The organism is Paenibacillus sp. FSL R7-0272 (assembly GCF_037969905.1).
Lineage (GTDB): Bacteria > Bacillota > Bacilli > Paenibacillales > Paenibacillaceae > Paenibacillus > Paenibacillus polysaccharolyticus.
Window position 1 is genome coordinate 2,874,961 of sequence record NZ_CP150221.1, and the last position, 23,525, is coordinate 2,898,485.

Below are 23,525 nucleotides of genomic sequence, written 5' to 3' on the forward strand. Positions count from 1 at the left end.
GCCTAGAGGGCAGAAATGTAACTGTGCGTAAACCGTGGTAGAATAGAAGGGATAACATCCATACTTAGAACAACAAAAAAAGATCATAAGGAGAGGAACTTATGTCTGAAATCATTGAAAAAACTGTAACCGAAGCGGAATATATTGCACCTCCAGCGATTCAGCTTGGAACCATTCATATTTCTAACGATGTCGTGTCCAAAATTGTGGGCATGGCCGCGCAAACCACTCCAGGAGTGTCTTCCATGTCTGTTGGGCTGACGGAAGGTCTCGCCAAGAGCATCAGCGGTAAAAGTCTGCAAAAAGGAATTGACGTTCATATTCAAAATGATGAAGCGTCCATTCAATTGCGCATTAATGTGCAATATGGCCGCAAGATGCACGAGGTCTGCCAGGAACTGCAACATAACGTACAGCAAGCGGTGGAGCAGATGGCAGGCGTAATCGTGAAAGAAGTTAAAGTGCAGGTTGTCGGCATTGCCATGCCTGAAAACGTCTAGATCTTATAATCTTATAATAGGTAAGCACCTTCCTAACATGGGTTCATGGGGAAGGTGCTGTTTTGTGTTTTCGATAGTAGGTGGGAGCTTCACCCAGCACTTTTTTAAACATTTTGGAGAAAAGAAGTTGGTCTGTATATCCGACGGAACGGGCAATATCCCCGATACTCAGGCTAAGATCGAGCGTCAGCTCGGCTGCTCTGCGCATACGATAATGGACGAGATAAGATTGAATGCTGCTTCCGATCTGATCTTTGAAGAGTGAACACAGATAACTTCGCTGCAAGCCGATGTGAGAGGCGATGGACTGCACTGTAATGGCGTTGGCATAGTTCATCTCGATAAAATCAATCACTTGGGTTACATATGTTTCTTTGCCGTATTCTGCAGTGGGCTGAACGTTCTCGTCATGCGAATGATCAATCAGAATGGCAAAAAACTGATAGAGCCATCCGGTCATACTAATCTCCCAGCCTTTATAAGCCGTGCGAGAATGGATGATGCGGTGCAGACATGAGCGCATCTCATCGTCTTCGTCACCGAGATCAAAGATGGGTTGTTGTTCCGATAAAGAGGCTTGTTGTAAAAAGGAAGCACTATGCGTGCCCTGAAATGCAACCCAGCTATACTCCCATGGATCATCTTGATCAGCTTTATAATGTACCACGAAATGTGGCACGATCAGGAAGCCTTGCCCCTTACGTAGTTGATAAGTCTTCCCTGCAACTTCAAACGTGCCTTTGCCGTTCAGGACATAATGGATTTTATAGTAATCCCTCATTGCTGGGCCGAAGTGGTGCCCGGGCGTGCAGGCTTCAGTACCATAATGAAGGAGCTGCAACTCCTGAAAATGCGTGTTTTTGAACATATACGTAATCATTACGTCCACTCCTGTGAGAATCAATTGATTCTTGCATTTTAACATATATATAATTGTAATTGGTACTTAAATTGAAGTATAAGTTTAGCTATAACGATCATTTTTACATATCAATGTAGTGATAAACCATATCGTTTATGCAGAAAAATGACTAAGATAAAAGAGTATTAACGGCTGGGCTTAACCTACTTTACAGAAAAGAGTGAATTCACGATGCCTTATATTGCAAATGAACAACGTTATGATGATATGAGCTATTCTCGCTCAGGCAAATCGGGAATTAAGCTTCCACAGATTGCGCTGGGATTATGGCAGAATTTTGGCGGCAATCGCACGCTGGATATTCAGGAACAAATGATTTTACGCGCGTTCGATCTCGGTATTAATCATTTTGATCTGGCGAATAACTATGGGCCACCTCCAGGGTCAGCAGAAGAGAACTTTGGCGTGATCTACCACAAACATCTGCGTCCTTACCGGGATGAGCTACTGATCTCTTCTAAGGCAGGGTACCATATGTGGAGCGGCCCTTACGGCGAGTGGGGTTCCCGTAAAAATTTGATTGCCAGTCTCGACCAGAGCTTGAGCCGAATGGGACTGGACTATGTAGACATTTTCTATCATCATCGTCCAGATCCAGACACGCCACTGGAAGAAACGATGACAGCGCTGGATCACATCGTAAGGCAAGGTAAGGCGTTATATGTGGGCTTGTCCAACTACAATGCACAACAGACGCAGGAAGCGGTGACGATTCTGCGCGGGCTCGGAACACCTTGTCTTGTTCACCAGCCGAATTATTCCATGCTGAATCGCTGGATTGAAGAGGGTTTGCAAGATGTGTTGGACGAGCAAGGTGTAGGTTCTATTGCGTTTTGCCCACTCGGTCGAGGTCAGTTGACGAACAAATACGTGGACAAAATCAAAGCGGAACGGGCCAATCCTACAGGTAATCTAAAGAAAGAATCTTATACAGACGAACGTATCGCGAAATTCGAAGCGCTACAAGCCGTGGCAGAACGACGAGGACAGACGATTTCACAACTTGCACTCAACTGGGTATTACGTGGTAACCGTGTAACGTCCGCATTGATCGGAGCCAGCCGAGTATCGCAGATTGAAGAAAATGTTGCTGCACTCAAGGCTCCTGAATTAACAGCCGCAGACCTGAGTGAGATCGATACGATTTTGGACGGCATCGGAAATATTCCTTGGTAAACGTCTTATATAGGTAATGTTTATATTGAGTACCTTTTCTCTTTATAGAGAAGGGGTACTTTTTATGTTCAGAAGGGAAGAACTGGCGTATCGAGTAGCATAAGGTTTATACTGGAATGATTCGTTATTAGGTTATCAGATGAGCAAGAAAGGGAGATGCATCATGGAGTTTTATCGATTTGATCAAGAGAGCGGCAAACAGATCACGAAATTTGATTCCGACTTTGTGATGTCGCGAATCATTCAAACGAGTGGGAACGCGCATATAGGCTGTATGCATATCCCCGCTAATGGTGTGGTCGGATACCACCAGGCGAATTCACCGCAACTAATGCTCATTATGACAGGAGCAGGACGGGTCCGAAGCGGGAACGATGATTTTATCGAAATAAAAGCGGGAGAAGCTGTTTTTTGGGAAAACGGAGAATGGCATGAAACCATATCAGAGATCGGTCTAACAGCTATTGTCATCGAGAGTGAAGCATTGAACCCCTCAGCATACATGACTCCCAAAGAAAGTGACCTCTAGATATCACGAATAGAATGAGAAAGTCGCGTTCTTATGATAAAAAGGTTGTTGTTCATAGTACCTGGTCATAGGATTTGATGTATAATATAAAGAAGCTATATAAATGAACTTTTTTACACGTAAACGGAGAGGACAGAAAAAACCTGGAGAAGCGAAGTTAAAAGCTTTCTGTAAGAAAGCTACATCGTAAGCATAAGATTCGCCTTTATCACCGGATTTTCCCTTTAGAAAAGGGAATCAAAAAAATCTGGGGATAACAGCGATGGGAAGGTTATTCTGTCATCGTAGTGGATGTGTAAACCTATTCAATTTATATATATTTGAATGATAAAGGAGAGGCTCCATTTGAATTTTGAACAGTGGATTGCGCCTGAAAACTATAACCTGACATCCGAGATGGAGAATCACCCGTCAGACCGGATTGCACTTAGATGGCTCAGCGATCAGAAAGAAGTAGAAGAGATTACGTACGGTGATTTGTTAAAACAGGCGAACCGTCTGGCTGGAGGACTGCGTGAACTTGGTTTGGCGAAAGGAGATCGGGTGCTGGTCATGGTACCACGCCGGATTATCGCTTATGTGATATATATTGCATGTCTGAAACTTGGCATTGCTGTGATTCCATCTTCGGAGATGCTACGTGCGAAAGATTTGGAATACCGTCTGCGGCATTCATCGGCGAAGGCAGTCATTGTATGGTCTGAGACCACATCAGAAGTGGAGAAAATGGATTCCGACCTGCCAGCACTTGCCCATCGTATCGTTGCATCACCTAACGAAGACCATGGTGTTCCTGGAGAAGGCTGGGTTAACGTACATCAATTGATGCAGAATCAGCCGGATGAAATGGCTGCTGTTCAGACGCACCGTGATGATATGGCTATTCTGGCGTATACCTCTGGCACGACGGGCAATCCAAAGGGCGTCGTACATAGCCACGGCTGGGGTTATGCACATCTGCGGATAGCATCCACGTTATGGCTGGATATTCAGCCGACAGATACGGTGTGGGCAACAGCAGCACCTGGATGGCAAAAATGGATCTGGAGCCCGTTCCTGTCGGTACTCGGAAGAGGGGCAACAGGTTTGGTATACAACGGCTCATTCCAGCCGAAGCGTTACCTGGAGTTGATGCAGGCGCATCAGATTAACGTGCTCTGCTGTACACCGACGGAATACCGCCTGATGGCAAAAACGGATGATCTCGGACATTATGATTTATCCCATCTTCGTAGCGCTGTATCGGCGGGAGAACCGCTGAATCAGGAAGTGATTGAAATCTTCCAGCGCCATTTCGATCTCACCATCCGTGATGGTTACGGACAGACGGAAAGCACGCTGTTAATTGGCAGTTTGAAGGATGCGCCTGTGCGCATAGGTTCGATGGGTCAGTCCATTACCCCGGGATTGATCGAGATTATCGGTGAAGATGGACAACCTCTACCTGCTGGGGAGGTTGGAGATATTGCTGTGCATCAAGACATGCCAGCGCTGTTCCGTGCTTATTATCAGGACGAGGGTCGCAAGGAAGCGAACCAGCGCGGGGAGTATTTTGTCACAGGTGACCGGGCAAGCAAAGACGAAGAAGGGTACTTCTGGTTTGAAGGCCGCAGTGATGATATTATCATCAGTTCGGGATATACCATTGGGCCGTTTGAGGTGGAAGAAGCGCTCATGAAACATGCGAGTGTGAAAGAGTGTGCTGTCGTTGCAAGTCCGGATGAAATTCGGGGCAACATTGTCAAAGCTTTTGTTGTGCTCCGAGACCCTTCCCAGGCTTCATCGGAACTCGCGCATGAACTGCAAAGACATGTGAAGGAATGGACAGCACCTTACAAATATCCACGCAAAATTGAATTTGTAACGGATCTACCCAAGACCAACTCAGGTAAAATTCGCCGCATTGAACTCCGTGAACAGGAAAAACGCAACGGTTAGTTTGCGGACTGTGTATAGAGTGATATAGAGGCTAAAGATGAAATAACATTTTTGATTGATGAAGTTTGAGAATACAGCAATTTGAAATCTTACCGAAGCAGGAGTGAACCTAACATGAGCTCGTTTGAACAATCTTTTGCAACATCATTGGAACAATACGCTGAACTGGTCGTCAAGGTTGGTGTGAATATCCAGAAGGGACAAGACCTACTGGTAACAGCACCGATTGAAACATTGGAGTTTACACGTCTAATCGCCCAAAAAGCTTACGCGGCCGGAGCTAACTATGTACAAGTCGATTTCGAGGACGATAATATTACACGTAGCCGGTTTGAGCATGGTTCGGATGATAGCTTTGACTATTATCCGAAGTGGAAAGGCGACATGATGGAACGTTTCGCCGAAGCTGGAGGAGCAACACTGACAATTAAAGTTCCTGACCCAGACTTGTACAACGGAATCGAAGCGACCAAAGTATCCCGTGCAACCAAAGCGGCAGCAGAGGCACGCAAAGGATATTCCAAATATACACGTAACCATGACATCAGCTGGTGTCTGATCAAAGCGCCAACCAAAGCTTGGGCCAATAAAGTGTTTGCCGACATTCCTGAGGAAGATCGCATCAACGTGATGTGGGATACCATCTTCAAGATGAATCGTGTGGACGGCGGAGATGCTGTACAGAACTGGAAAGAGCATATTGAGACGTTGAACAAAATGAGTGAGTTACTCAATCAGAAAAATTATAAGAGTTTGCACTATCGTGCACCAGGTACGGATCTGAAAATTGAACTGGTAGACAACCACATCTGGGGCGGTGGCGGCAGTGAAAACAAACAAGGGGTCTACACCGTCGCGAATATGCCGACAGAAGAGGTATTTACGATGCCGAAGCGTAGCGGTGTGAACGGTTATGTTAGTAGTACGATGCCGCTGAATCTGAACGGACAGCTGGTAGATCAGATGCGAATTACATTTAAAGATGGTCAGGTTGTTGCGTATACAGCGGCTTCTGGCGAAGAGCATCTGAAGAACCTGTTTGCGACAGACGAGGGGGCTCGTTACTTGGGAGAAGTGGCGCTCGTGCCGCATGATTCGCCAATCTCGAATCTGAATCGTATTTTCTATAATACGGGCATTGATGAGAATGCATCCTGTCATCTGGCTGTCGGAAGTGCGTATCCGTTCAACATGAAGGGTGGCACATCGATGTCGAATGAAGAACTGTTGAAACATGAATGCAATGTAAGCCTGACACATGTCGATTTCATGATTGGTTCTGCGGAACTGGACATCGACGGGGAGTTACAGGACGGTACGATTGAGCCGGTATTCCGCAAAGGAAACTGGGCATATTAATATGAAATGCATAGTCTGTTTACGATGAAAGTATAAGTGCAATTCTAGTGTAGTCAAATCAATAACAGATGCAACGTAGAAAAGTGACTTCAATGGAAGTCACTTTTCTGTTTATATTCAGTCATTAGGGAGCATATAAGACTAAGTCTGGGATAAAACATGTGAAGTGTAAGCAACTGTGGAATCATCTCATTCCAGGTTTTCTGAATACCCTCAGCCGTATGAGGAATCGTGAAAATGATAGTCTGGTAGCATTGTAAACCACTCGAAGAACTCATAAAATAGGCATAATATGATATGTACAGTGAGCCGTACGTAAAAGTGGTTAGGGAGGAGAATAGATGATGAATATGGATGGAATGGATATTACAAACGCCTTTACAGATGAACTTTTCAAGCAATACATATTAGCAAATTATTGTGATCAACGGGGTTATATTCGGGCACAAGATGTGAGTGAAGTGGAGACCCTGGAGCTTCCCAAAGTTGGTATGAAAAATCTTCAAGGCATTGAATATTTCACCGAACTTAAGGTGCTCGATTGCACGTATAATGCGTTGATCAGTCTGAATGTTGAACATAATCTGAAGTTGAAAACGTTATTATGCAGAGAAAATCAAATTGTTGAGCTGAAGTTGAACTCCAATACAGAGCTTGAAACATTAGATTGTAGCTTTAATTGTTTGCGTAAACTGGAACTTTCGCAGAATCATAAGCTTATAGCGATTGAATGTAACTGGAATTTGCTCTCTGAACTGAAAGTAGAGCATCTAAAGCAATTGCAAAGACTCGCATGCAGCTACAACACACTTTTCTCACTGGATATGGTAAGTAATGAGCACCTAACTTATTTGGATTGTTCGAGCAATGATCTTATTGAGCTTGATGTCACTGGCTGTCCTGCTTTACTGGAGCTTCGCTGTCATCACAATCACCTTAAAAGTCTGGATCTCCGTTCCAATCACCGTCTGAAAAGTGTTCGTTGTTTCAATAATCATATTCGTGAACTGGATTTACGTAATAATACCGAACTTGCGGAACTATATTGTTCTGAAAATAAGTTAAAATCACTTGACGTGAGCTGTAATTCCAAGATGGAGCGCATGCAGTACGGTGATAATCTCATCATGGAACCGGATCATGAAGTTCCAGGCATGGGTACATTTCAATATGATAATGAAACGACGATATATCATATGAAATTGCAGGAGGAAGGAAGAGAACTGTGTGTTACGGCACAAATTTCAACGAAGGCCGGTATGGATGCATTGTCTGCTTCTTTCGAAGCTGCTTGGGAACAATGGCATGTCCTGCGAGAGCAGGCGCTTCATATGATTGGTAACGCTCATCCAGACGAGGATGTAAATACTTTGGTGCTAGCAGATATAGAATTTCAAGCAGATGGCAGATTAAAGTTGGGATTTGATGCTGGCGATACGCCAGCCGGGCAGCTCTATATCTATGCTGAATTCGATAGCGATCTCCAGATCTCGGATGAGTTAATATATGAAACGTATTGAAACAACGGAATGTTAAGAAGGCTATTAAGGCAGTCAGTAACTTGATTAAGTTCTACACACGAAAAAGCCACGAAGTCGAAGTCGTGGCTTTTCAAGCACTTTTATTTTAGGAAAAAGATCGGATAACAGTTATTCGGCATTCATTTTATTAAAGCTAACATATTCATGAATAGGTTTACGATACCCGCGCGGACGCTGTTTGGATTCTGATTTTTTGCCAATGGTGATCATCATCGCAGTTACATAATGATCCGGAATGTTAAGACTTTGCTGCAGTTCCTCAGCGTTAAATCCAATCATCGGACAAGTATCCCAGCCACGATCCTGAGCGATCAGCATGAATTGCATCGCTGACAGGCTGGCGTTACGGATGGCATCCTCACGTTGGAAAAATCTGCCGCGAGTTTCGTAGAATTCGATAACACTTTGTGATTCCTGCTCGTATTGAAAAGGCGTGAGTGCGCCTAAGTTAAGCAGTCCTTCGTTAATCGTGCGAATATGATGATGTGCATTGACATCCCCTAACACGATAATGACCGCAGAAGCTGTTTTCACCTTGTACTGCTGAGAAGCCTGATATACTTTCTCTTTCTGAGCTTCATCGGTCAATACAAGATAATGAGTGTGTTGCAGGTTAAACGCGGATGGCGCAAATTTGTTCAAAGCAAACATTTCTTCCAGTTCGGACTCTGAAATTTCAATTCCCTCTTCAAAAATAACAGCAGATCTTCGGTTTTTAATCAATTGGTCCAGTTCGCTCATGTTGTTTACCTCACTTATGTATAGTTTGCTTGCTTATAAAGTGAATATAACATACTTAATTACTTTATGTAAGTATTATTTTTGAATAAGACAAGATATGCTCGCCATACGCTAGTAGAAAACAGCAGAGGTGAGTCATGAGATCATTCATCCTCAGATTAAAATCAGCTTGGCGGCATCGTGAGTTCCAGGTTTATGTCTTTGAATCCTCTGCCCTTAAAAAGTTTGTGGTGGTGGAGATCATACTGGGTTACATTGTATACAAAACAGCCTTTTATCTGAGCCACAACGATTTACTGGCAGGGGCAAGTTCCTGGGCGGGTACCGAAGGTGTAAAACGGTTGCCTGTTTTGATTCGGCGTATTGCTGGAGTCTAAAAAATGTTGAATAGTTGATCTGTAACCGTGTGGGATACGTGACTGCAATCAAGAACACTTTCTCAGAATACATTGGTGCACAGATGCTTTCCTGGAACTATAGCTATCTTGTAATTTATATGGAGAAGGGGCGAGTGTGCCCCGTTCTCCAGGTATCGATCTGCAAATGAAGAGGTTGAGTTACTAAGCTGCTTGCCGACCGAGAGCTTATTTTGCACGTTCCAAATATTGCTCCAAAGTTAATTTTTGGCTAGTAATCTCGCCAGCAATGTAGACACCAACATAACGGACATGCCAAGGCTCATATGAATATCCGGTTAACTTCTCTTGATCTTTGCCATAACGGATAATAAAACCGTATTTGTGGGCATTGGCTTTCAGCCATTTGCCTTCTTTGGTGTTGCCAAAACTTTGCTGAAGATCATAACCTGCCGAAGCGCTGGAAATGTCCATGGCGAGTCCGGTTTGATGTTCGCTCTGTCCTGGACGAGCACTTGTTTTGTTAGCAACAGCTTCGCCTTTGATGCTGGCATTACGGTCAAAGATTGCTTTCTGCGTAGCATATGAACGGTAGCCGGATACAGCTTTGATATCGATACCATCCTTTTTCGCGGCGGCAAACAATTTCTCCATTGCTGTTGCTGCGACTTTACGCATCTGTTTCTTGGGACTTGAGCCGGAGAAGCTGAATGGGATGTTAGGAACGACCAGATCTTTCGGCTCGTAAGTGGATGGTAGGTTTCTTTTTTTATTCACAAGCACAACAGTGCTGGATAGGTTCGTCACGGTAGCAACGCCTTTGCTAGAGGTCGTAACGGTACGGCTTGGTGCGTTATCTCTCAGAAATTGAGAGAAGCTTGAGCTTGCCGCAGAGGCAACCGGGTTAAAGATTTGGTTGATTGGAAGTGTAGTAAACGCTGTGCTTGCAAGCACTGAGCCAACCAGAAGTGTCGATATGATGGATTTGCGAGTAAATGATGACATGATGGGAATTCCTCCTTGGAATATATTAATCTATAAACCAAGTATACTGGAGGATTATGTCCATAGGTTCTCCAAATGTTTCCGACTTGTAAACAAAGTTTGCTAGAATCTATTTTATTGGGAAATTAGATGAAAGTTCGAATATCGCATATTTCAGGATGAAGGTCCTAGAAAATCGGTTGCTACCGGGCAAAAGATGCTGGAAGGAGAAATGTAAACGGTGGGGGAGAAAGGAAAAAGATGAAAGTGAGTAAAGACATAAAGAGCACAAAATATAGAGTATAAAGGGAATAAACAGGGAGGGCCAAGTTATTCATCAGCAAATTCAAGGCACAAGCAAGTAAAACAATTTAAGCGAGTAACTCGAGGCTTTTACCCAGTAAACTGTAAAAAATCTAACGATCACCACAGTGCTTATTCTACGAAAAAAGCCCATTTTTATAATCAAATACTGCTTTCAGGTTAAATAACGTTACTGGTGATCGTTAGATTTTCAATTTACTATTTTGGAGCTAAATAAGGTTCCTCATGATCATTAGAAGTTGCTCCAAGCATCTGGTGCTTGAGAAAGCTGGAAAAATCATCTTTGCAGGCTTTCCTACAAGGGTGACAATACTCTGCTTACCTGCTGTTTAGGATAGTGTACATGCATTTTCCGCACTAGGTGTACCTACTGCGGCAGCACGTGTATCCCGGAGTCTGAGATTACTGCTGATTACACCCGAATCACTGCTCAAAGTAAAGGCAGGAAAGTTTTCTTGTGCATCCAGCTTCATGTTTGATTCCAGGTTAAGCTGGTGTTTGGGGTCCACGTAGAATGGAACAAAGTTGGTTTCAATCTGCTCATCCAGCGCAGCCAGTTCATCAACAATCAGCAGTACGACAACACCGTTACATCCACAGCCTTCCATATCGTAAAATACTTTGAAATAACCCGGTTGATCATTCAAACTTGTTGTTAAACGTTGTGCCGCCAGATCAGTAATTTGCATATGCATATCGCTTCACTCCTCTATATATTGACCTCGTCATAAATGGTTAAGGAACATTCAGCCTGTAATGCCATTATACCACTTTGTCGAAAATTAAATCATTCATTTTCTTGACTGATCAGTCTGGAAAGTGTAAGATGTGTTTAACGAAGAGGAGGTGGGGACACCAGTTGGGAAGAGCGAAAGAGTTTGACACAGAACAAGTATTACGAAAAGCGACTTCTGTTTTTGGCGCTTATGGTTATGAAGGGACCTCGTTAACGGTATTACTTAATGAACTCGGCATTGCCCGGCAAAGCCTCTATGACACCTACGGAACAAAACATGATTTGTTTGTCTCTGCTCTGAAATTTTATGTGCAGCAGAAAACAGAAGCATCGACACAACTGTTAGAACAAAGCGGCAGTGTACGTGAGGGTATGCAACAATTGTTTGAAGAGGTGGTGAACGTGTTAGCCGATCCGGATCGGCGCAACGAATGTTTTATCATTAACAGCGCGATAGAACAGGCACCTCAGCAACATGAGATCGCTGCGTTTATACAGGCGAATAATCGCTGGATGGAGAACGTATTTTACACAGCACTTTTACGAGGGTGCAATACGGGAGAGTTACAGTTACAAGAAGAAGAACTGCATCGTATCGCACGGTTTCTTAACTATTCAAGGCTTTCGTTCACATATACGGCGAAGAGTGGTGCTAGTGAGGAAGAAATGCGGGAACTTGTGCAAACGACTTTGAAGGTTTTGGATTAAACGATTAATAAATGAACGCCTTAAGCGTTTATTTTTTTAACTATTCTAGACTGATTAGTCCGAAAAGGAGAGGGTTTAAAATGAAAGAACAACAAGAGGTGGACAATGAGCAAAATGTGCCCAAGCAAATCATGCAACACTTCACAGGGCTTTTGCTTGAGGGGAAACTTGATGAGTGGGCAGAGCTGTTTACCACGGATGCCATTTTTGAATTTCCTTATTCACCTCCGGGTTATCCGCAGCGGCTGGAAGGGAAATCAGCCATTTTCAATCATGTGAATGCGTTGTTTAAATTTCTCAAAATTCATCAATTTAGCGAACCGACCATTTTAATCGATTCAGACCAACAACGATTTGTAGCAGAATTCACTTGTGAAGGCGTATTTCTGAGTACAGGGAAGCCATACAATCAAACATATATTTCTGTCGTCAGCTATGATGGTGACAAAATTACGCATTACAGAGACTATTGGAATCCTCTTGTCGTAATGGAATCGGAAATGGGAGGTGTTGTAGATGAGCAATGAGAAACCTCTTACACTCATTACCGGAGCGAGTGGCAAGACAGGAAGTCGAGTGGCTGCACAGCTACAGAAACAAGGTTATCCGGTACGTTTGGCTGGAAGAAAGCTTCCGTCGTCCACAGATTCTCGTGGGAATCATGTCTACTTTGACTGGTATGATCCTGCGACATATGGCGCAGCACTAAAGGGTATTAATCAAATTTATCTTGTTGTGCCACAGATGGATATGAATCCAGAGAAAGTGATGTTTCCTTTCATTCAGGAAGCGATATGGAGTGGAGTGAAGCGTTTTGTGTTGCTGGGAAGTGCATCTGTCGATGAAGAAGGGCCCGTTTTTGGCAAAGTACATCAAGCCTTGAAAAAGCTTGCGCCAGAGTGGGCTGTGTTACGTCCTTCTTATTTTATGGAAAATTTCACGGAGGGTCCTCATCGACAGTCGATTGCCCAGTTTCGCAAAATATATAGTGCAACGGGTGAGGGGAGAATCGGTTTTGTAAGTGCGGACGATATAGCAGCTGTTGCCTTTCATGCCCTAACCGATACTGTGCCTCATAATAGAGAGCACATCATAACGGGACCGGAATCGTTATCCTATGCAGAGGTGGCGCAGAAAGCCAGTGAAATATTAAATCAGCCAATCCAGCATGAATCGTTATCGGAAGAGACTTTAAGAAACCAGATGATTCAAGTAGGGATGCCTGAGAATTATGCGATAATGCTTGCAGGTTTGGACACTCATATTAGAGAGGAAGGAAGAGAAGATCAGGTAACGGATACTGTTATTCGCGTAACGGGTAATCAACCACGATCCATTGAGCGCTTGTTTTCAAAACAGATGATGGAGTAGCATAGTGGAGAAATTTCATGAGAAAATCTTGGTGAGTATCAGATCATTGCATAATCTATTATTACAAGAGGTAAGAGCATAAGTGAAGCATATAAGGTAGATTATGAGGTAGTTTACAAGGTAAATGTACAGGATACGTCGAATTCCTACATGTATAGACGAAGCAGAAAGGATGGGAATGAAGATGTCCGTCAACTTTACAAACCTTGAACGAGGAAGCTGGACAACCGAGCCTGTCTATACCCAACATGATGGAGAGAGGTTGATTGTACAGGCTCAGGAGGGCAGCGATTTTTGGGAAGAGACGTTCTATGGTTTCTGTCACCGAAATGGCCATGCCTTGCTTGCGCCGTGGGATGGGGAACAAGCTGTTGAAGTTTCGTTTGATCTAAGTTCTTTTACAGAATTATATGATCAGGCGGGATTAATGCTGTGGCATGGAGAACATCAGTGGATTAAAGCCGGGGTTGAAGTCAATGATGGCATTGTGCATGTGGGCGCTGTTGTCACAGATCAATTTTCAGATTGGTCACTCTCACCTGTACCGGAGTGGGGGGGACGAATCGTTACCATTCGTGCATCGTATCACCAGGAATCCGTTGTCATTCGTGCGCGTACAGATGAGCATCCTTGGCGTACGATTCGAGTGGCGAGATTTGCTTATCCAACCAATAAGCAGGCAGGACCGTTCCTTTGCTCGCCTAAACGGGCAGGCTTTGAGGTTGCTTTTACAAGATGGACCTATACTCCACCAGATGCAGACTTGCATACCGATCCACCAATTAGCGGGTAAACGCAGAGAATAGATTCTGTAAGGGAATCAGTGAATCAAAATGTATAGAAGATGTATGAGGGTTCGTTTTATCGGATGGATGATGGAGGGCATTTAACTCATATGCGAATTCAGAAGGCCATGACTCATTACCGATTCAAATCCGACGGAGAACAACGCCTGAAAGGCGTGTACCCTATCCAAAATGTAAACAGCTACCACAGCCAATTGAAGAAATGGAAGGATTGCTTCGATTGTAAGAATAAAAAAACTTCGGTTTTCTGCTTCTTCTTGTTAAGCTAAAGGGCAGTTATGCATAACTTTCAGGGAATGTAAACATCTAAATAACGTAAGAAACGAGGAGGCAGACAATTTATGGGGGAAACGAATGTATGGGATGCGGAGTGGGAGGTTAATGAAGAGCAGGCGCAGACGCTGATCGGCAGACAATTCCCTCAGCTGTCATCAAAGCAAGTGAAGCGATTGGGATGGGGCTGGGACAATACGGTTTTTCTCATCGGTGACGAGTACGTGTTCCGGTTTCCAAGAAGAACGTTTGCAGTTGGTCCGATTCGTATGGAAGGGAAGCTGCTACCGAAGCTGGATGCATATTTGACCATCCCTTATCCGAAACCGTTATTCTATGGCGAAGCAAGTGACGAATACCCGGCACCATTTCTTGGCTATGCCCACGTGCCAGGAGATTTCCCAATTGGTTTGGCGGAAGAACGCCGGGCTTTATCGGCAGAGACGCTGGCGAAATTTTTGCGGAGATTACATGAGTTTCCGGTGCAGGCGGCGCTGGAGTGCGGAGTTCAGCAAGATCATCGAAACTTGACGGACATCGCATCGCGCAAAGTGAAAATGGAGGGTTTTCTATCGAAGGTAGTCGAACACTTGTCGCCGGAAGAGTTCGGTGCAATCGAAGCATATATTGGCAGTCTGCCACAGGACCGTGTCAAGGCCGTGAATAAAGTGCTACATGGAGATCTTCATTTCAAAAATATGCTTGTGAATGAGAAAGGGATCGTTTCCGGCATCATTGATTGGGGGGATCTGAGTGTAGGTCATCCGGCTTGCGATTTGAGCATTGCTTATAGCTTTTTACCACCATACGCTCGCGGCGTGTTTTTTGAAACGTACGGAGGAGCGGACGAGGAAACGAAGTTGCTGGCGCGTCTGATCGCTGTATACATACCTATACTGATCTTAATGCAAGCGATCGATGACGGGAATGAAACGATTGCGGCAGAAGCGAAATCCAACATCATGCGGGCACTGTCGGATTAGGTTCATTATTTCGTTCCGGCTAAGAGGCTATGGCTATCAACACCATTTTGGCGTTTATAGTCGCGATAAGGTATGATCCGCCTTCTCAGACGCCGCTTTACATCTACGAACACGGAATTCAACAGAGTAAGTCGTTGCGCTAACGGGACACGATTGTAATAAACCGCCTTTTCAACAAAGGCGGTTTTCTTATGGTCAAATATCAACATTAGAATTTAACATAGCTTTAATGTTTAATCGCGTTACATTCAATGAATGCTTCATGAGGCAGCTAGCGAAAAATTGTATTCTGGCAGAGAATGCTCAAGTACGTTCATAGGATGGCTCGATGAGGATTAGAGGTAGCACTATATTACATTTTAGAATAAATTTGCCTCTGCACTGGTCTGGTCACTTCTGTTCTGGTTCTTGAGTGAGCTCGTCGTCTTGTTCTTCCTTGTCCTGCATTTCGCGCATACGTTCTTCGTAATCGTCCAGGAACCATAGCGGGTCCATATTATCTTCTTCGCCGTTATAGTTAATGAGGATTTCTTCGCCAGCCTTAATGTCCTTATAAGCATAGAAATCAAAGGTGTGATTTTCGAAGTTGATATCATACGTGGCATTAGGCTCGTAGGAATGATTAATCAGACTGCCGTATCCTAACAGGATCGCGGTATGATTGGCACCGTATTCGAAGACGTAATCCTCCAGAATCGTTTTCTCAATATGTTCGTGATCTTCATTCGGATAAGGCACCACGGGGGCCTGATGAATTAGTTGACCTTTTGCAATATCCACTGTAGCAAATACCCCGCGGTTAAACTCACCGCCGTCACCCAGCTTGGACTGTTTTACTTCAATCATGACATTCACCTGATGCTCTCGCTGAGAGCTCCGTTCTATATAATAGTTGTAATTCGTTTAAGGCAAAATTTTACCGCATACGCCGGGATAAGGCAAATGGAACATCACATTTTTTAAATAGGGCGTTGAGTTGTTCGGCAGATAACGCTTATAATATACAAAGAATTAAGTCTATATAGAAAAGGTGTCATGAATGAGCATATTAAATGTAGAAAAATTAAGTCACGGTTTTGGTGACCGTGCTATCTTTAACAACGTTTCATTCCGCTTGCTTAAGGGCGAGCACATTGGTCTGATCGGGGCGAATGGAGAAGGTAAATCCACCTTCATGAATATTATTACAGGTAAGCTTCAGCCAGACGAAGGTAAAGTGGAATGGTCCAAACGTATGCGTGTAGGTTATCTCGACCAGCATGCGGTACTCAGCAAAGGACAATCGATTCGCGATGTGCTGCGCGGCGCATTCCAATACCTGTTTGACATGGAACAGGAAATGAATGACATGTACGGCAAGATGGGCGACGTTACGCCGGAGGAACTGGAGCAGTTGCTTGAGGACGTAGGTACCATTCAGGATACGCTGACGAACCAGGACTTTTACATGATCGATGCCAAAGTCGACGAAACCGCGCGTGGTCTGGGCTTGACCGACATTGGTCTGGACAAGGACGTCAACGACCTGAGCGGTGGACAACGGACCAAAGTACTGCTCGCCAAATTGTTGCTGGAAAAACCGGATATCTTGCTACTCGACGAGCCGACGAACTATCTGGATGAACAGCATATTGAATGGCTGAAACGATATCTGCAGGAATATGAGAATGCATTTATTCTCATCTCGCATGATATTCCGTTCCTGAACAGCGTAATCAACCTCATTTACCACATGGAAAATCAAGACCTGACACGTTATGTGGGCGATTACAACCACTTCCAGGAAGTCTACGAAATGAAGAAACAACAGCTGGAGTCGGCGTACAAGCGTCAGCAGCAAGAGATTGCAGACCTGAAAGACTTCGTAGCACGTAACAAAGCCAGCGTTGCCACTCGGAATATGGCGATGTCCAGACAGAAGAAACTCGATAAGATGGATGTCATCGAGATGGCCAAGGAGAAACCGAAGCCACAGTTCAACTTCCGCGATGCGAGAACGTCAGGCAAGCTTATTTTTGAAACGAAAGGCCTGGTTATTGGTTATAACGAACCGTTGTCCAGACCGCTTGATCTGCGTATGGAGCGCGGGCAGAAAATTGCTCTTGTCGGTGCGAACGGTATCGGTAAAACAACGCTGATGCGTAGCATTTTAGGGGAGATTCAGCCTTTGGAAGGCAATGTCCAGCGCGGAGAACATCTAGAGATCGGATACTTCCAGCAAGAGATGAAGGATGCCAACTACAATACGTGTATTGAAGAGATCTGGCAGGAGTTCCCTTCCTATACCCAGTTTGAAGTTCGTGCCGCACTTGCCAAATGCGGACTGACAACGAAACACATCGAGAGTAAGGTCGCAGTTCTCAGTGGTGGAGAGAAAGCGAAAGTGCGTCTTTGCAAGCTGATCAACAATGAGACCAACCTGCTTGTGCTTGACGAGCCGACGAACCACTTGGACGTGGATGCGAAGGATGAGTTAAAACGTGCGCTTCAAGCGTACAAAGGCAGCATTTTGCTGATTTCACACGAACCTGAATTTTACCGTGACGTCGTGACAGACACATGGAACTGTGAATCCTGGACGACCAAAGTATTCTAAAAGGTGCGTATTTCACTTGCATAGAGCATGTGGAATACGCGTTTTTTGTCATATTACACGGAGGATGAAATAGGACAAAAGAATGGTTGACAGCCTTAAAAGCAAACGATATTCTAATTTTAGAAAGCGGTTACATTTTGTTTGAAGAAACCTGTTTACGACATGGGCAAGAAAAAAACGGTTCTCTGTTCTCCGTAACGTGCGTGATTGCACCTGCCTGAGTAAACGGGGCTTTTTTGCTCTTGAATGAAACCGGTTTCATTGAATGGGGAGGTGTGATCAGCGGAGAAAGCATGGTCTGAGGCTCAATTGACTGATTCATGTGTACTAGGGCGTGTTAAACCACTACGCTGAATATGTAAGGAACCTGCTTATATGTTCAGGCGCAAAGGAGCGAATCGAGATTGGATAAACTGAGAAAACCGGTTGCAATTCTATTATCCGCTGCACTGATGTTATCTTCTGGACCGTTGATGTACCCGAACAAGGTTCTTGCAGATGGAGCTCTTATTCCCGGATTGTTAATTCAAGACGATTTTTCCGATGGAGACTATACCGTTTCACCTGAATGGCATGTGATCTCAGGCCAGTGGCAAGTGACATCAGATCCGGCTGACGCATCCAACCAGGTTCTTTTTCAAAATGGTACCGATGAAGGTTTTATCACAACGGGGGAGCCCGTACCGGACAAGACAGTGTCGATGCGTTTTTATACAGGAGCGGGTGAGGGATTTCCCGGTATTTTGCCGCGGTTTCAAGACAAGAGCAACTTCTACTATTTCCAGATGCAGGTGCCCGGCAATAAACTCGTTTTCAGTAAAAGAATAAATGGCACTGACACCACGCTGAAATCGGTGGACTATAAGTTCAGCCAAAATACATGGTATACGCTTAAAGTGGCGGTATCAGGGACCTCCATCCGCGGTTATATCGTCGAAAATGGGATGGACCGATTGGTTTTTGATCTGAACGATACATCTATTGCAACCGGTACCGTTGGCATTCGAAATAAGTGGCAGACCGTACATATTGATGATGTAATGATTGCGGAGCCGCCTCGAATGAATGAAGCTGTGCTTGTAAAGGATGGAGAGACGGCATCTTCAATTTCATTGCATTGGCCGGAGATTGAAGGGGCAACAGGTTACCGTCTTTATCGCTCGAACACGCAGGAAGGTAGCTACTCTTATGTAAGTCAGACGTCATCAACAAGTTATGTGGATGAAGGACTAAGCTCGGATACGGCCTATTATTACAGACTTGCATATGACTACGGGGCATTAACCGAGTCACAGTGGTCTGCCCCGCTTGAAGCCAAAACGGCTGCCGAGGCACCACAAGCACCGGGGGACCTGAAAGCGACAGCGTTGACAGCGACAAGTGTCAAATTGAGCTGGAATACGGTCAGTAAGGCGAATGGTTATCGTGTCGTTCGCGCCGAACAAGGAACGGAAGATTATGTACAGGTATATAACGGCAACCTATTGTCTTTTACAGATCAGGCACTTGAGCCTGGAAAGAATTACAGTTATCGGGTGACGGCGTACAATGCTGCGGGTGAATCGGCCTTTAGTATAGCGGAAGCGCAGACGTACACGGTAGATTCTCCTTCAGGATTTGGTGTTACTGCTATAACGGATACGTCCATTTCCTTAGGATGGGCTGCACTGCCCGGATCGGAAGTCTCCTACACGGTTTCGAAGGCGACAAGCGCTTCGGGGACGTATCAGCAAGTCTACACAGGGAAGTCTACTTCGTTAGACGATACAGGTTTGACGATGGGCACGGGATACTTTTATACAATTCAGGCCAAAGTGGACGGAATGGACACTCCTGTATCTGCACCGCTTGGTGTATCCACGGTGCGCACAAGTATTACGCCAGGACAAATGTGGCCGGATCAAAACGGCAAACCGATTGATGCTCATGGCGCAGGTTTCTTTTACGATGAAAAAACAGAAAAATATTACTGGTATGGCGAATATCATACCGGGGGGTGGCCAGCTGCAGGGGTGCGTGCCTATTCTTCCAAAGATCTGATGAACTGGACAGACGAAGGCATGGCATTGACGATGCTGCAATCGATGGATGATTTTGACACAAACCCGTTAATCAAGGAACTCTATGCAGGTCGCGAGGATCGTGTGGACATCTGGGCCGATATTCGCAAAGGACGGATTATCGAACGGCCAAAGGTCATTTACAATGATAAAACGAAAAAATATGTCATGTGGGCTCATATGGATGGAGACAAGGACCCTTACAACAATAATGCGAATTACGGTAAAGCGAAGGCCGGTTATGCAATCAGTGACTCACCTGCTGGACCTTTTATATATCAGAAAAGTTACCGTATGGACATGGCCCCTGAAGGCGAGAAGGACTATTTCCCAAGTGACAGAGGTATGGCCCGTGACATGACGCTATTTAAGGATGATGACGGCACGGGTTACCTGATCTACTCCAGCGAAGAAAATCTGACGTTATACATTTCCAAGCTCACCGAGGATTACAGTGACGTCACAGGCTGGCATAAGCAAGGTCTTAAGGATGATAAAGGCAATCTTGTTCGCGATAGCGTATATCAGGCGGAATACGGCGTAGACTATGTCCGGGTATTCCCAGGTGGACAGCGTGAAGCACCAGCCATGTTCAAGTATCAGGGCAAATACTATATTATAACATCGGGTGCAACGGGCTGGGCTCCTAATGAGAACAAAGTTACGGTCGCGGATCACATCTTCGGACCTTGGTCGGCGATGACAAATCCGTTTGTCCGCACACTGCCGAGTGATCCTGATCCCGGGAAGGCATTTGGTACACAGGCAACTTCAATCATCCCGGTTGATCCGGAAAAGGGCAAGTTTATTTATGTAGGAGATATGTGGAACGGAGGCAATTTCGCCAACGATGCAGCCAAGTACGTGTTTTTGCCAATCGAATTCGGTATAGGGTCAGACATTGCGATCAAGTGGTATAACAGCTGGACACCAGATCTGCTGGATTCGATGGGTAAGGTAGATATCGCTGATAAACTGCCTGAAGCGGTGAAGCTTGGCGAAGTTCCAGTGCTTCCTTCCACGGTAAAGGTGCGTGATGGAAATAATCTCGTGTCAACGCCAGCCGTCTGGACGATTAATCATCGTGCGATGACAGCGGAGGATTTTGCCAAGCCTGGACCGCTTACGCTACAGATCACGACCCCTGAGTATAACAACAAAACACAGGCAGTTCGTGTGTTTGTCATTCCCGAGAATACATTATACTTTGTGAACAGCGGTGGTTATGATACGGCAGATTACAAGCTGATGAGTGGTTATATGCAAGATACGCTCATGCATCCGGGAATTATAGATCAGATGTATGCTCCGGCTAATGGTCAATCCTGGGGATATGTTAGTGCCGATGCGCTGCCTTCCGGTTCGAACGGCGGTGATATTTTCTCGACCGTACGTTATCTGAATGGCGGCAATGTCAGCAACTCGCCTAAAGGCAAGGATTTGACCTATAGTTTTGATGTGCCAAATGGTGAATATGATGTGTATGCGGGATTCAATGACCCGTGGACGAATACTTCTCGTCGTGCGGATTTTATTATTAACGGTACGAACACCGGGGCGGTTACGTATATCCCTGCAAGTGTTCGGGCTCAGAAGGGCGCCGTGGTGTCAGACGGTAAACTGGAAATCACGGTGCGTAATACTGCTTCCCAGGACCCGCTGATCAGCTGGATCATGATTGTAAAACCTGATATATCGTCCCCTGGTTACGGTAGCGGGGGGCTGCACTCTGTTTCCGCCACGCCTTCAAGTGTAACACTTGGCTGGGATACATTACACGTTGCGGCAACCTATAAGCTGTATCGTTCGAATCAAGAAGAAGGAACTTACGAAATAGTTTATTCCGGCGCGCTTCCAGAGTATACGGATTCTGGGCTGAGTGAAGATACGGTTTACTATTACAAAGTCGAGGCACTGGACGATGCAAGCCAATCCATCAAAGGATTGTCTGATCCTTATCAAATCACAACAACTCGCCAGACGGCTGCTGACGTGGCTTCAGGCATTACAACACTCGAACAGCCAACGACGGCTTCTGCAAAAATTAAACTGCCAGTGTTGCCTCGAGGTTTTACGGCATCCGTTCATTCAAGCACAGCTCCGACTGTAGTCCAACTGGACGGAAGCATTATTTTACCAGCGAGTGAGACGACGGTCTGGATTGAACTTGCCATCACACGAACCTCCGATGGGAGCAAAGCGATAACAACGCCTCTGATCATTAAAGTCCCTGCACGTACAACATCTCCAGGCGGCAATGATTCAGGAGGGAATTCTGGCGGAGGATCAGGGAATAGCTCAGGCGGCAATAATGGAAATGGTTCAAACCCGGGCAACGGTGGTCAGATAGGCAACAGTAATGGTACCTCAGGCACAACTCAATCGCAGTCGTCAACTCAACCTGTCACAGAAAAGGACCGCGCTGTTCTTGAACTGCAAGCCTCTTCGGCTCCAGAAGGAAATGCACAGTCCAAAGTGGATGCTTCAGCGATTGAAGCTGCGGTCAAAGCCGCACCTCTTACAGGCACAGGTCAACGTCTGGTTGAATTTCGCTTGAAGTCTGTTCCGGAAGCGGCTGCTTACGAGCTGGCCCTGCCAGTTTCATCCCTGCTGGAGCAGAAGAAATCAGATGTTTTCCGTATCGTATCAGCGTTTGCAACGGTTGATTTGCCCGCTGATTTGCTGCCAAAAGAGGGAACCAATGAGGGTACGGCAATTATTCGATTGATCCGCACACCGCTTTCGCAAGGGATAACAGATCGTGTGGGTGCAGAGCATGGTGTACAGCTCGAATTTAGCCTAAATAATCAGACCTTCATGCCGGTTAGCGGGATTTCCATTGAATTACCGTATACCTCATCGAAAGATACCGTGGCTGATAAAGTGGTTGCTGTGCAAATTGGACCAGGCGGGGAAATCACACGACTGCCACAGAGTTATTACGATCCGGCACGCGGTGAGATTATATTTTCTGCAAAAGCTTTATCCTTGACTGGTGCATATGCAGTCTTATCTATGGAAGAGAACTTTTTGGATCTAACCGGAGTACCATGGGCACAAAAAGCGATGGAGGCACTCGCTGTTCGGGGCGTGGTGGATGCAACAGGTAGTGAGAACACCAAACAGCTTCATCCAAAGCAAGATATGACACGCGGGCAATATGTGCAGTGGCTTGTAGCTTCGCTTGGTCTAAACGGGGGTTCTACTGAACCATTCAAGGATGTGAATGAACAATCTTCTTATTATAAGGCTGTTAACATAGCACGATCACTCGGTATTACGGATGGGGCTGGAGATGGACGTTTCAAGCCAGAATCCGCAATTACTCGTCAAGAGATGATGACCTTAACAGTAAGGGCGCTCGTCGCGGGTGGATTCATTGATGATGAAGCACAGAATTCTTCCGCAACTGATCTCGCTCGTTTCCGGGACGCAGGTCAGATCAACTCGTATGCAAGAGAAAGTGTAGCTGCGCTTGTGAACCTGGGCATCGTAGGTGGTTACAACGGTGAAGTAAAACCTGCGGCTGAAGCCAGCCGAGCCGAATCTGCTACGCTGATCTATGCAATGATGAGCAAGCTGGTCTGGAAAAAGTGATGAATCACTGTAACTTATAAAATAG

The 23,525-nt window shown here is 45.3% G+C and carries 19 protein-coding genes and 1 pseudogene; 15 read left to right on the forward strand and 5 right to left on the reverse strand.

The window, feature by feature from the left end:
* The first annotated feature begins 101 nt into the window (after positions 1-101).
* Positions 102-500 carry an Asp23/Gls24 family envelope stress response protein gene (locus tag MKY23_RS12845; RefSeq protein WP_090923986.1) on the forward strand — a complete coding sequence of 133 codons (399 nt, stop codon included), beginning with the start codon at positions 102-104 and terminating at the stop codon, positions 498-500.
* 43 nt (positions 501-543) lie between these two features.
* Here the strand turns inward: MKY23_RS12845 and MKY23_RS12850 are convergent, their stop codons facing one another.
* Positions 544-1,380, reverse strand: a complete 837-nt coding sequence (locus tag MKY23_RS12850; RefSeq protein WP_308721887.1) for an AraC family transcriptional regulator — start codon at positions 1,378-1,380, stop codon at positions 544-546.
* Between the two features lie 213 nt (positions 1,381-1,593).
* Between MKY23_RS12850 and MKY23_RS12855 the strand changes: the two genes are divergently transcribed.
* From MKY23_RS12855 to MKY23_RS12875, 5 genes are all read left to right on the forward strand, one after another.
* Positions 1,594-2,598, forward strand: coding sequence for an aldo/keto reductase (locus tag MKY23_RS12855; RefSeq protein WP_308721886.1), 1,005 nt, complete (start codon positions 1,594-1,596; stop codon positions 2,596-2,598).
* Positions 2,599-2,761: 163 nt separating this feature from the next.
* Positions 2,762-3,127, forward strand: coding sequence for a cupin (locus MKY23_RS12860; RefSeq protein ID WP_308721885.1), 366 nt, complete (start codon positions 2,762-2,764; stop codon positions 3,125-3,127).
* A 324-nt stretch (positions 3,128-3,451) separates the two neighbouring features.
* Complete coding sequence (locus MKY23_RS12865) at positions 3,452-5,065, forward strand: AMP-binding protein (protein ID WP_339838562.1); 1,614 nt, start codon at positions 3,452-3,454, stop codon at positions 5,063-5,065.
* A gap of 114 nt (positions 5,066-5,179) precedes the next feature.
* Positions 5,180-6,424, forward strand: a complete 1,245-nt coding sequence (locus tag MKY23_RS12870; protein WP_339838565.1) for an aminopeptidase — start codon at positions 5,180-5,182, stop codon at positions 6,422-6,424.
* Positions 6,425-6,765: 341 nt separating this feature from the next.
* Entirely contained in the window at positions 6,766-7,944 is a 1,179-nt protein-coding gene (locus MKY23_RS12875) for a leucine-rich repeat domain-containing protein (protein ID WP_339838568.1), read from the forward strand.
* Between the two features lie 129 nt (positions 7,945-8,073).
* Here MKY23_RS12875 and MKY23_RS12880 read toward each other — a convergent pair whose 3' ends face one another.
* The gene (locus MKY23_RS12880; protein WP_339838571.1) at positions 8,074-8,706 is read right to left on the reverse strand and encodes a nitroreductase family protein; all 633 of its coding nucleotides are present in this window, start codon (positions 8,704-8,706) and stop codon (positions 8,074-8,076) included.
* Between the two features lie 137 nt (positions 8,707-8,843).
* Here MKY23_RS12880 and MKY23_RS12885 point away from each other — a divergent pair, with 137 nt between their 5' ends.
* A complete protein-coding gene (locus MKY23_RS12885; RefSeq protein ID WP_154889456.1) occupies positions 8,844-9,083 on the forward strand; it encodes a hypothetical protein in 240 nt (79 codons plus the stop codon).
* A gap of 207 nt (positions 9,084-9,290) precedes the next feature.
* On the opposite strand, the gene MKY23_RS12890 is transcribed toward MKY23_RS12885, so the two are convergent.
* Both MKY23_RS12890 and MKY23_RS12895 read right to left on the reverse strand, forming a co-directional pair.
* Complete coding sequence (locus MKY23_RS12890) at positions 9,291-10,067, reverse strand: M15 family metallopeptidase (protein ID WP_253494887.1); 777 nt, start codon at positions 10,065-10,067, stop codon at positions 9,291-9,293.
* A 632-nt stretch (positions 10,068-10,699) separates the two neighbouring features.
* Positions 10,700-11,065 carry an iron-sulfur cluster biosynthesis family protein gene (locus tag MKY23_RS12895; protein ID WP_308721880.1) on the reverse strand — a complete coding sequence of 122 codons (366 nt, stop codon included), beginning with the start codon at positions 11,063-11,065 and terminating at the stop codon, positions 10,700-10,702.
* 164 nt (positions 11,066-11,229) lie between these two features.
* On the opposite strand from MKY23_RS12895, the gene MKY23_RS12900 reads away from it, so the two are divergent.
* The 6 genes and pseudogenes from MKY23_RS12900 (at position 11,230) to MKY23_RS12925 (ending at position 15,247) form a co-directional block, all read left to right on the forward strand.
* Positions 11,230-11,814, forward strand: coding sequence for a TetR/AcrR family transcriptional regulator (locus MKY23_RS12900; protein ID WP_154958734.1), 585 nt, complete (start codon positions 11,230-11,232; stop codon positions 11,812-11,814).
* A gap of 80 nt (positions 11,815-11,894) precedes the next feature.
* On the forward strand, positions 11,895-12,341 hold the full coding sequence (locus MKY23_RS12905) for a nuclear transport factor 2 family protein (protein ID WP_154958733.1): 447 nt from the start codon (positions 11,895-11,897) through the stop codon (positions 12,339-12,341).
* Positions 12,331-13,185 carry an NAD(P)H-binding protein gene (locus MKY23_RS12910; protein WP_154958732.1) on the forward strand — a complete coding sequence of 285 codons (855 nt, stop codon included), beginning with the start codon at positions 12,331-12,333 and terminating at the stop codon, positions 13,183-13,185. Before MKY23_RS12905 ends, MKY23_RS12910 begins: the two co-directional genes overlap by 11 nt.
* A 184-nt stretch (positions 13,186-13,369) precedes the next feature.
* Positions 13,370-13,978: a DUF1349 domain-containing protein gene (locus tag MKY23_RS12915; RefSeq protein WP_154958731.1), complete on the forward strand. Its 609-nt coding sequence runs from the start codon at positions 13,370-13,372 to the stop codon at positions 13,976-13,978.
* 83 nt (positions 13,979-14,061) lie between these two features.
* Positions 14,062-14,197, forward strand: a pseudogene (locus tag MKY23_RS12920) (IS1595 family transposase); the annotation flags it as partial.
* Positions 14,198-14,332: 135 nt separating this feature from the next.
* The gene (locus MKY23_RS12925; protein WP_154958730.1) at positions 14,333-15,247 is read left to right on the forward strand and encodes a phosphotransferase; all 915 of its coding nucleotides are present in this window, start codon (positions 14,333-14,335) and stop codon (positions 15,245-15,247) included.
* Positions 15,248-15,637: 390 nt separating this feature from the next.
* Here MKY23_RS12925 and MKY23_RS12930 read toward each other — a convergent pair whose 3' ends face one another.
* Positions 15,638-16,093: an SET domain-containing protein gene (locus MKY23_RS12930; protein ID WP_090924000.1), complete on the reverse strand. Its 456-nt coding sequence runs from the start codon at positions 16,091-16,093 to the stop codon at positions 15,638-15,640.
* Positions 16,094-16,286: 193 nt separating this feature from the next.
* Here MKY23_RS12930 and MKY23_RS12935 point away from each other — a divergent pair, with 193 nt between their 5' ends.
* Both MKY23_RS12935 and MKY23_RS12940 read left to right on the forward strand, forming a co-directional pair.
* The gene (locus tag MKY23_RS12935) at positions 16,287-17,843 is read left to right on the forward strand and encodes an ABC-F family ATP-binding cassette domain-containing protein (RefSeq protein ID WP_154958728.1); all 1,557 of its coding nucleotides are present in this window, start codon (positions 16,287-16,289) and stop codon (positions 17,841-17,843) included.
* 404 nt (positions 17,844-18,247) lie between these two features.
* On the forward strand, positions 18,248-23,500 hold the full coding sequence (locus MKY23_RS12940) for an S-layer homology domain-containing protein (protein ID WP_339838584.1): 5,253 nt from the start codon (positions 18,248-18,250) through the stop codon (positions 23,498-23,500).
* The last annotated feature ends 25 nt before the right edge of the window (positions 23,501-23,525 follow it).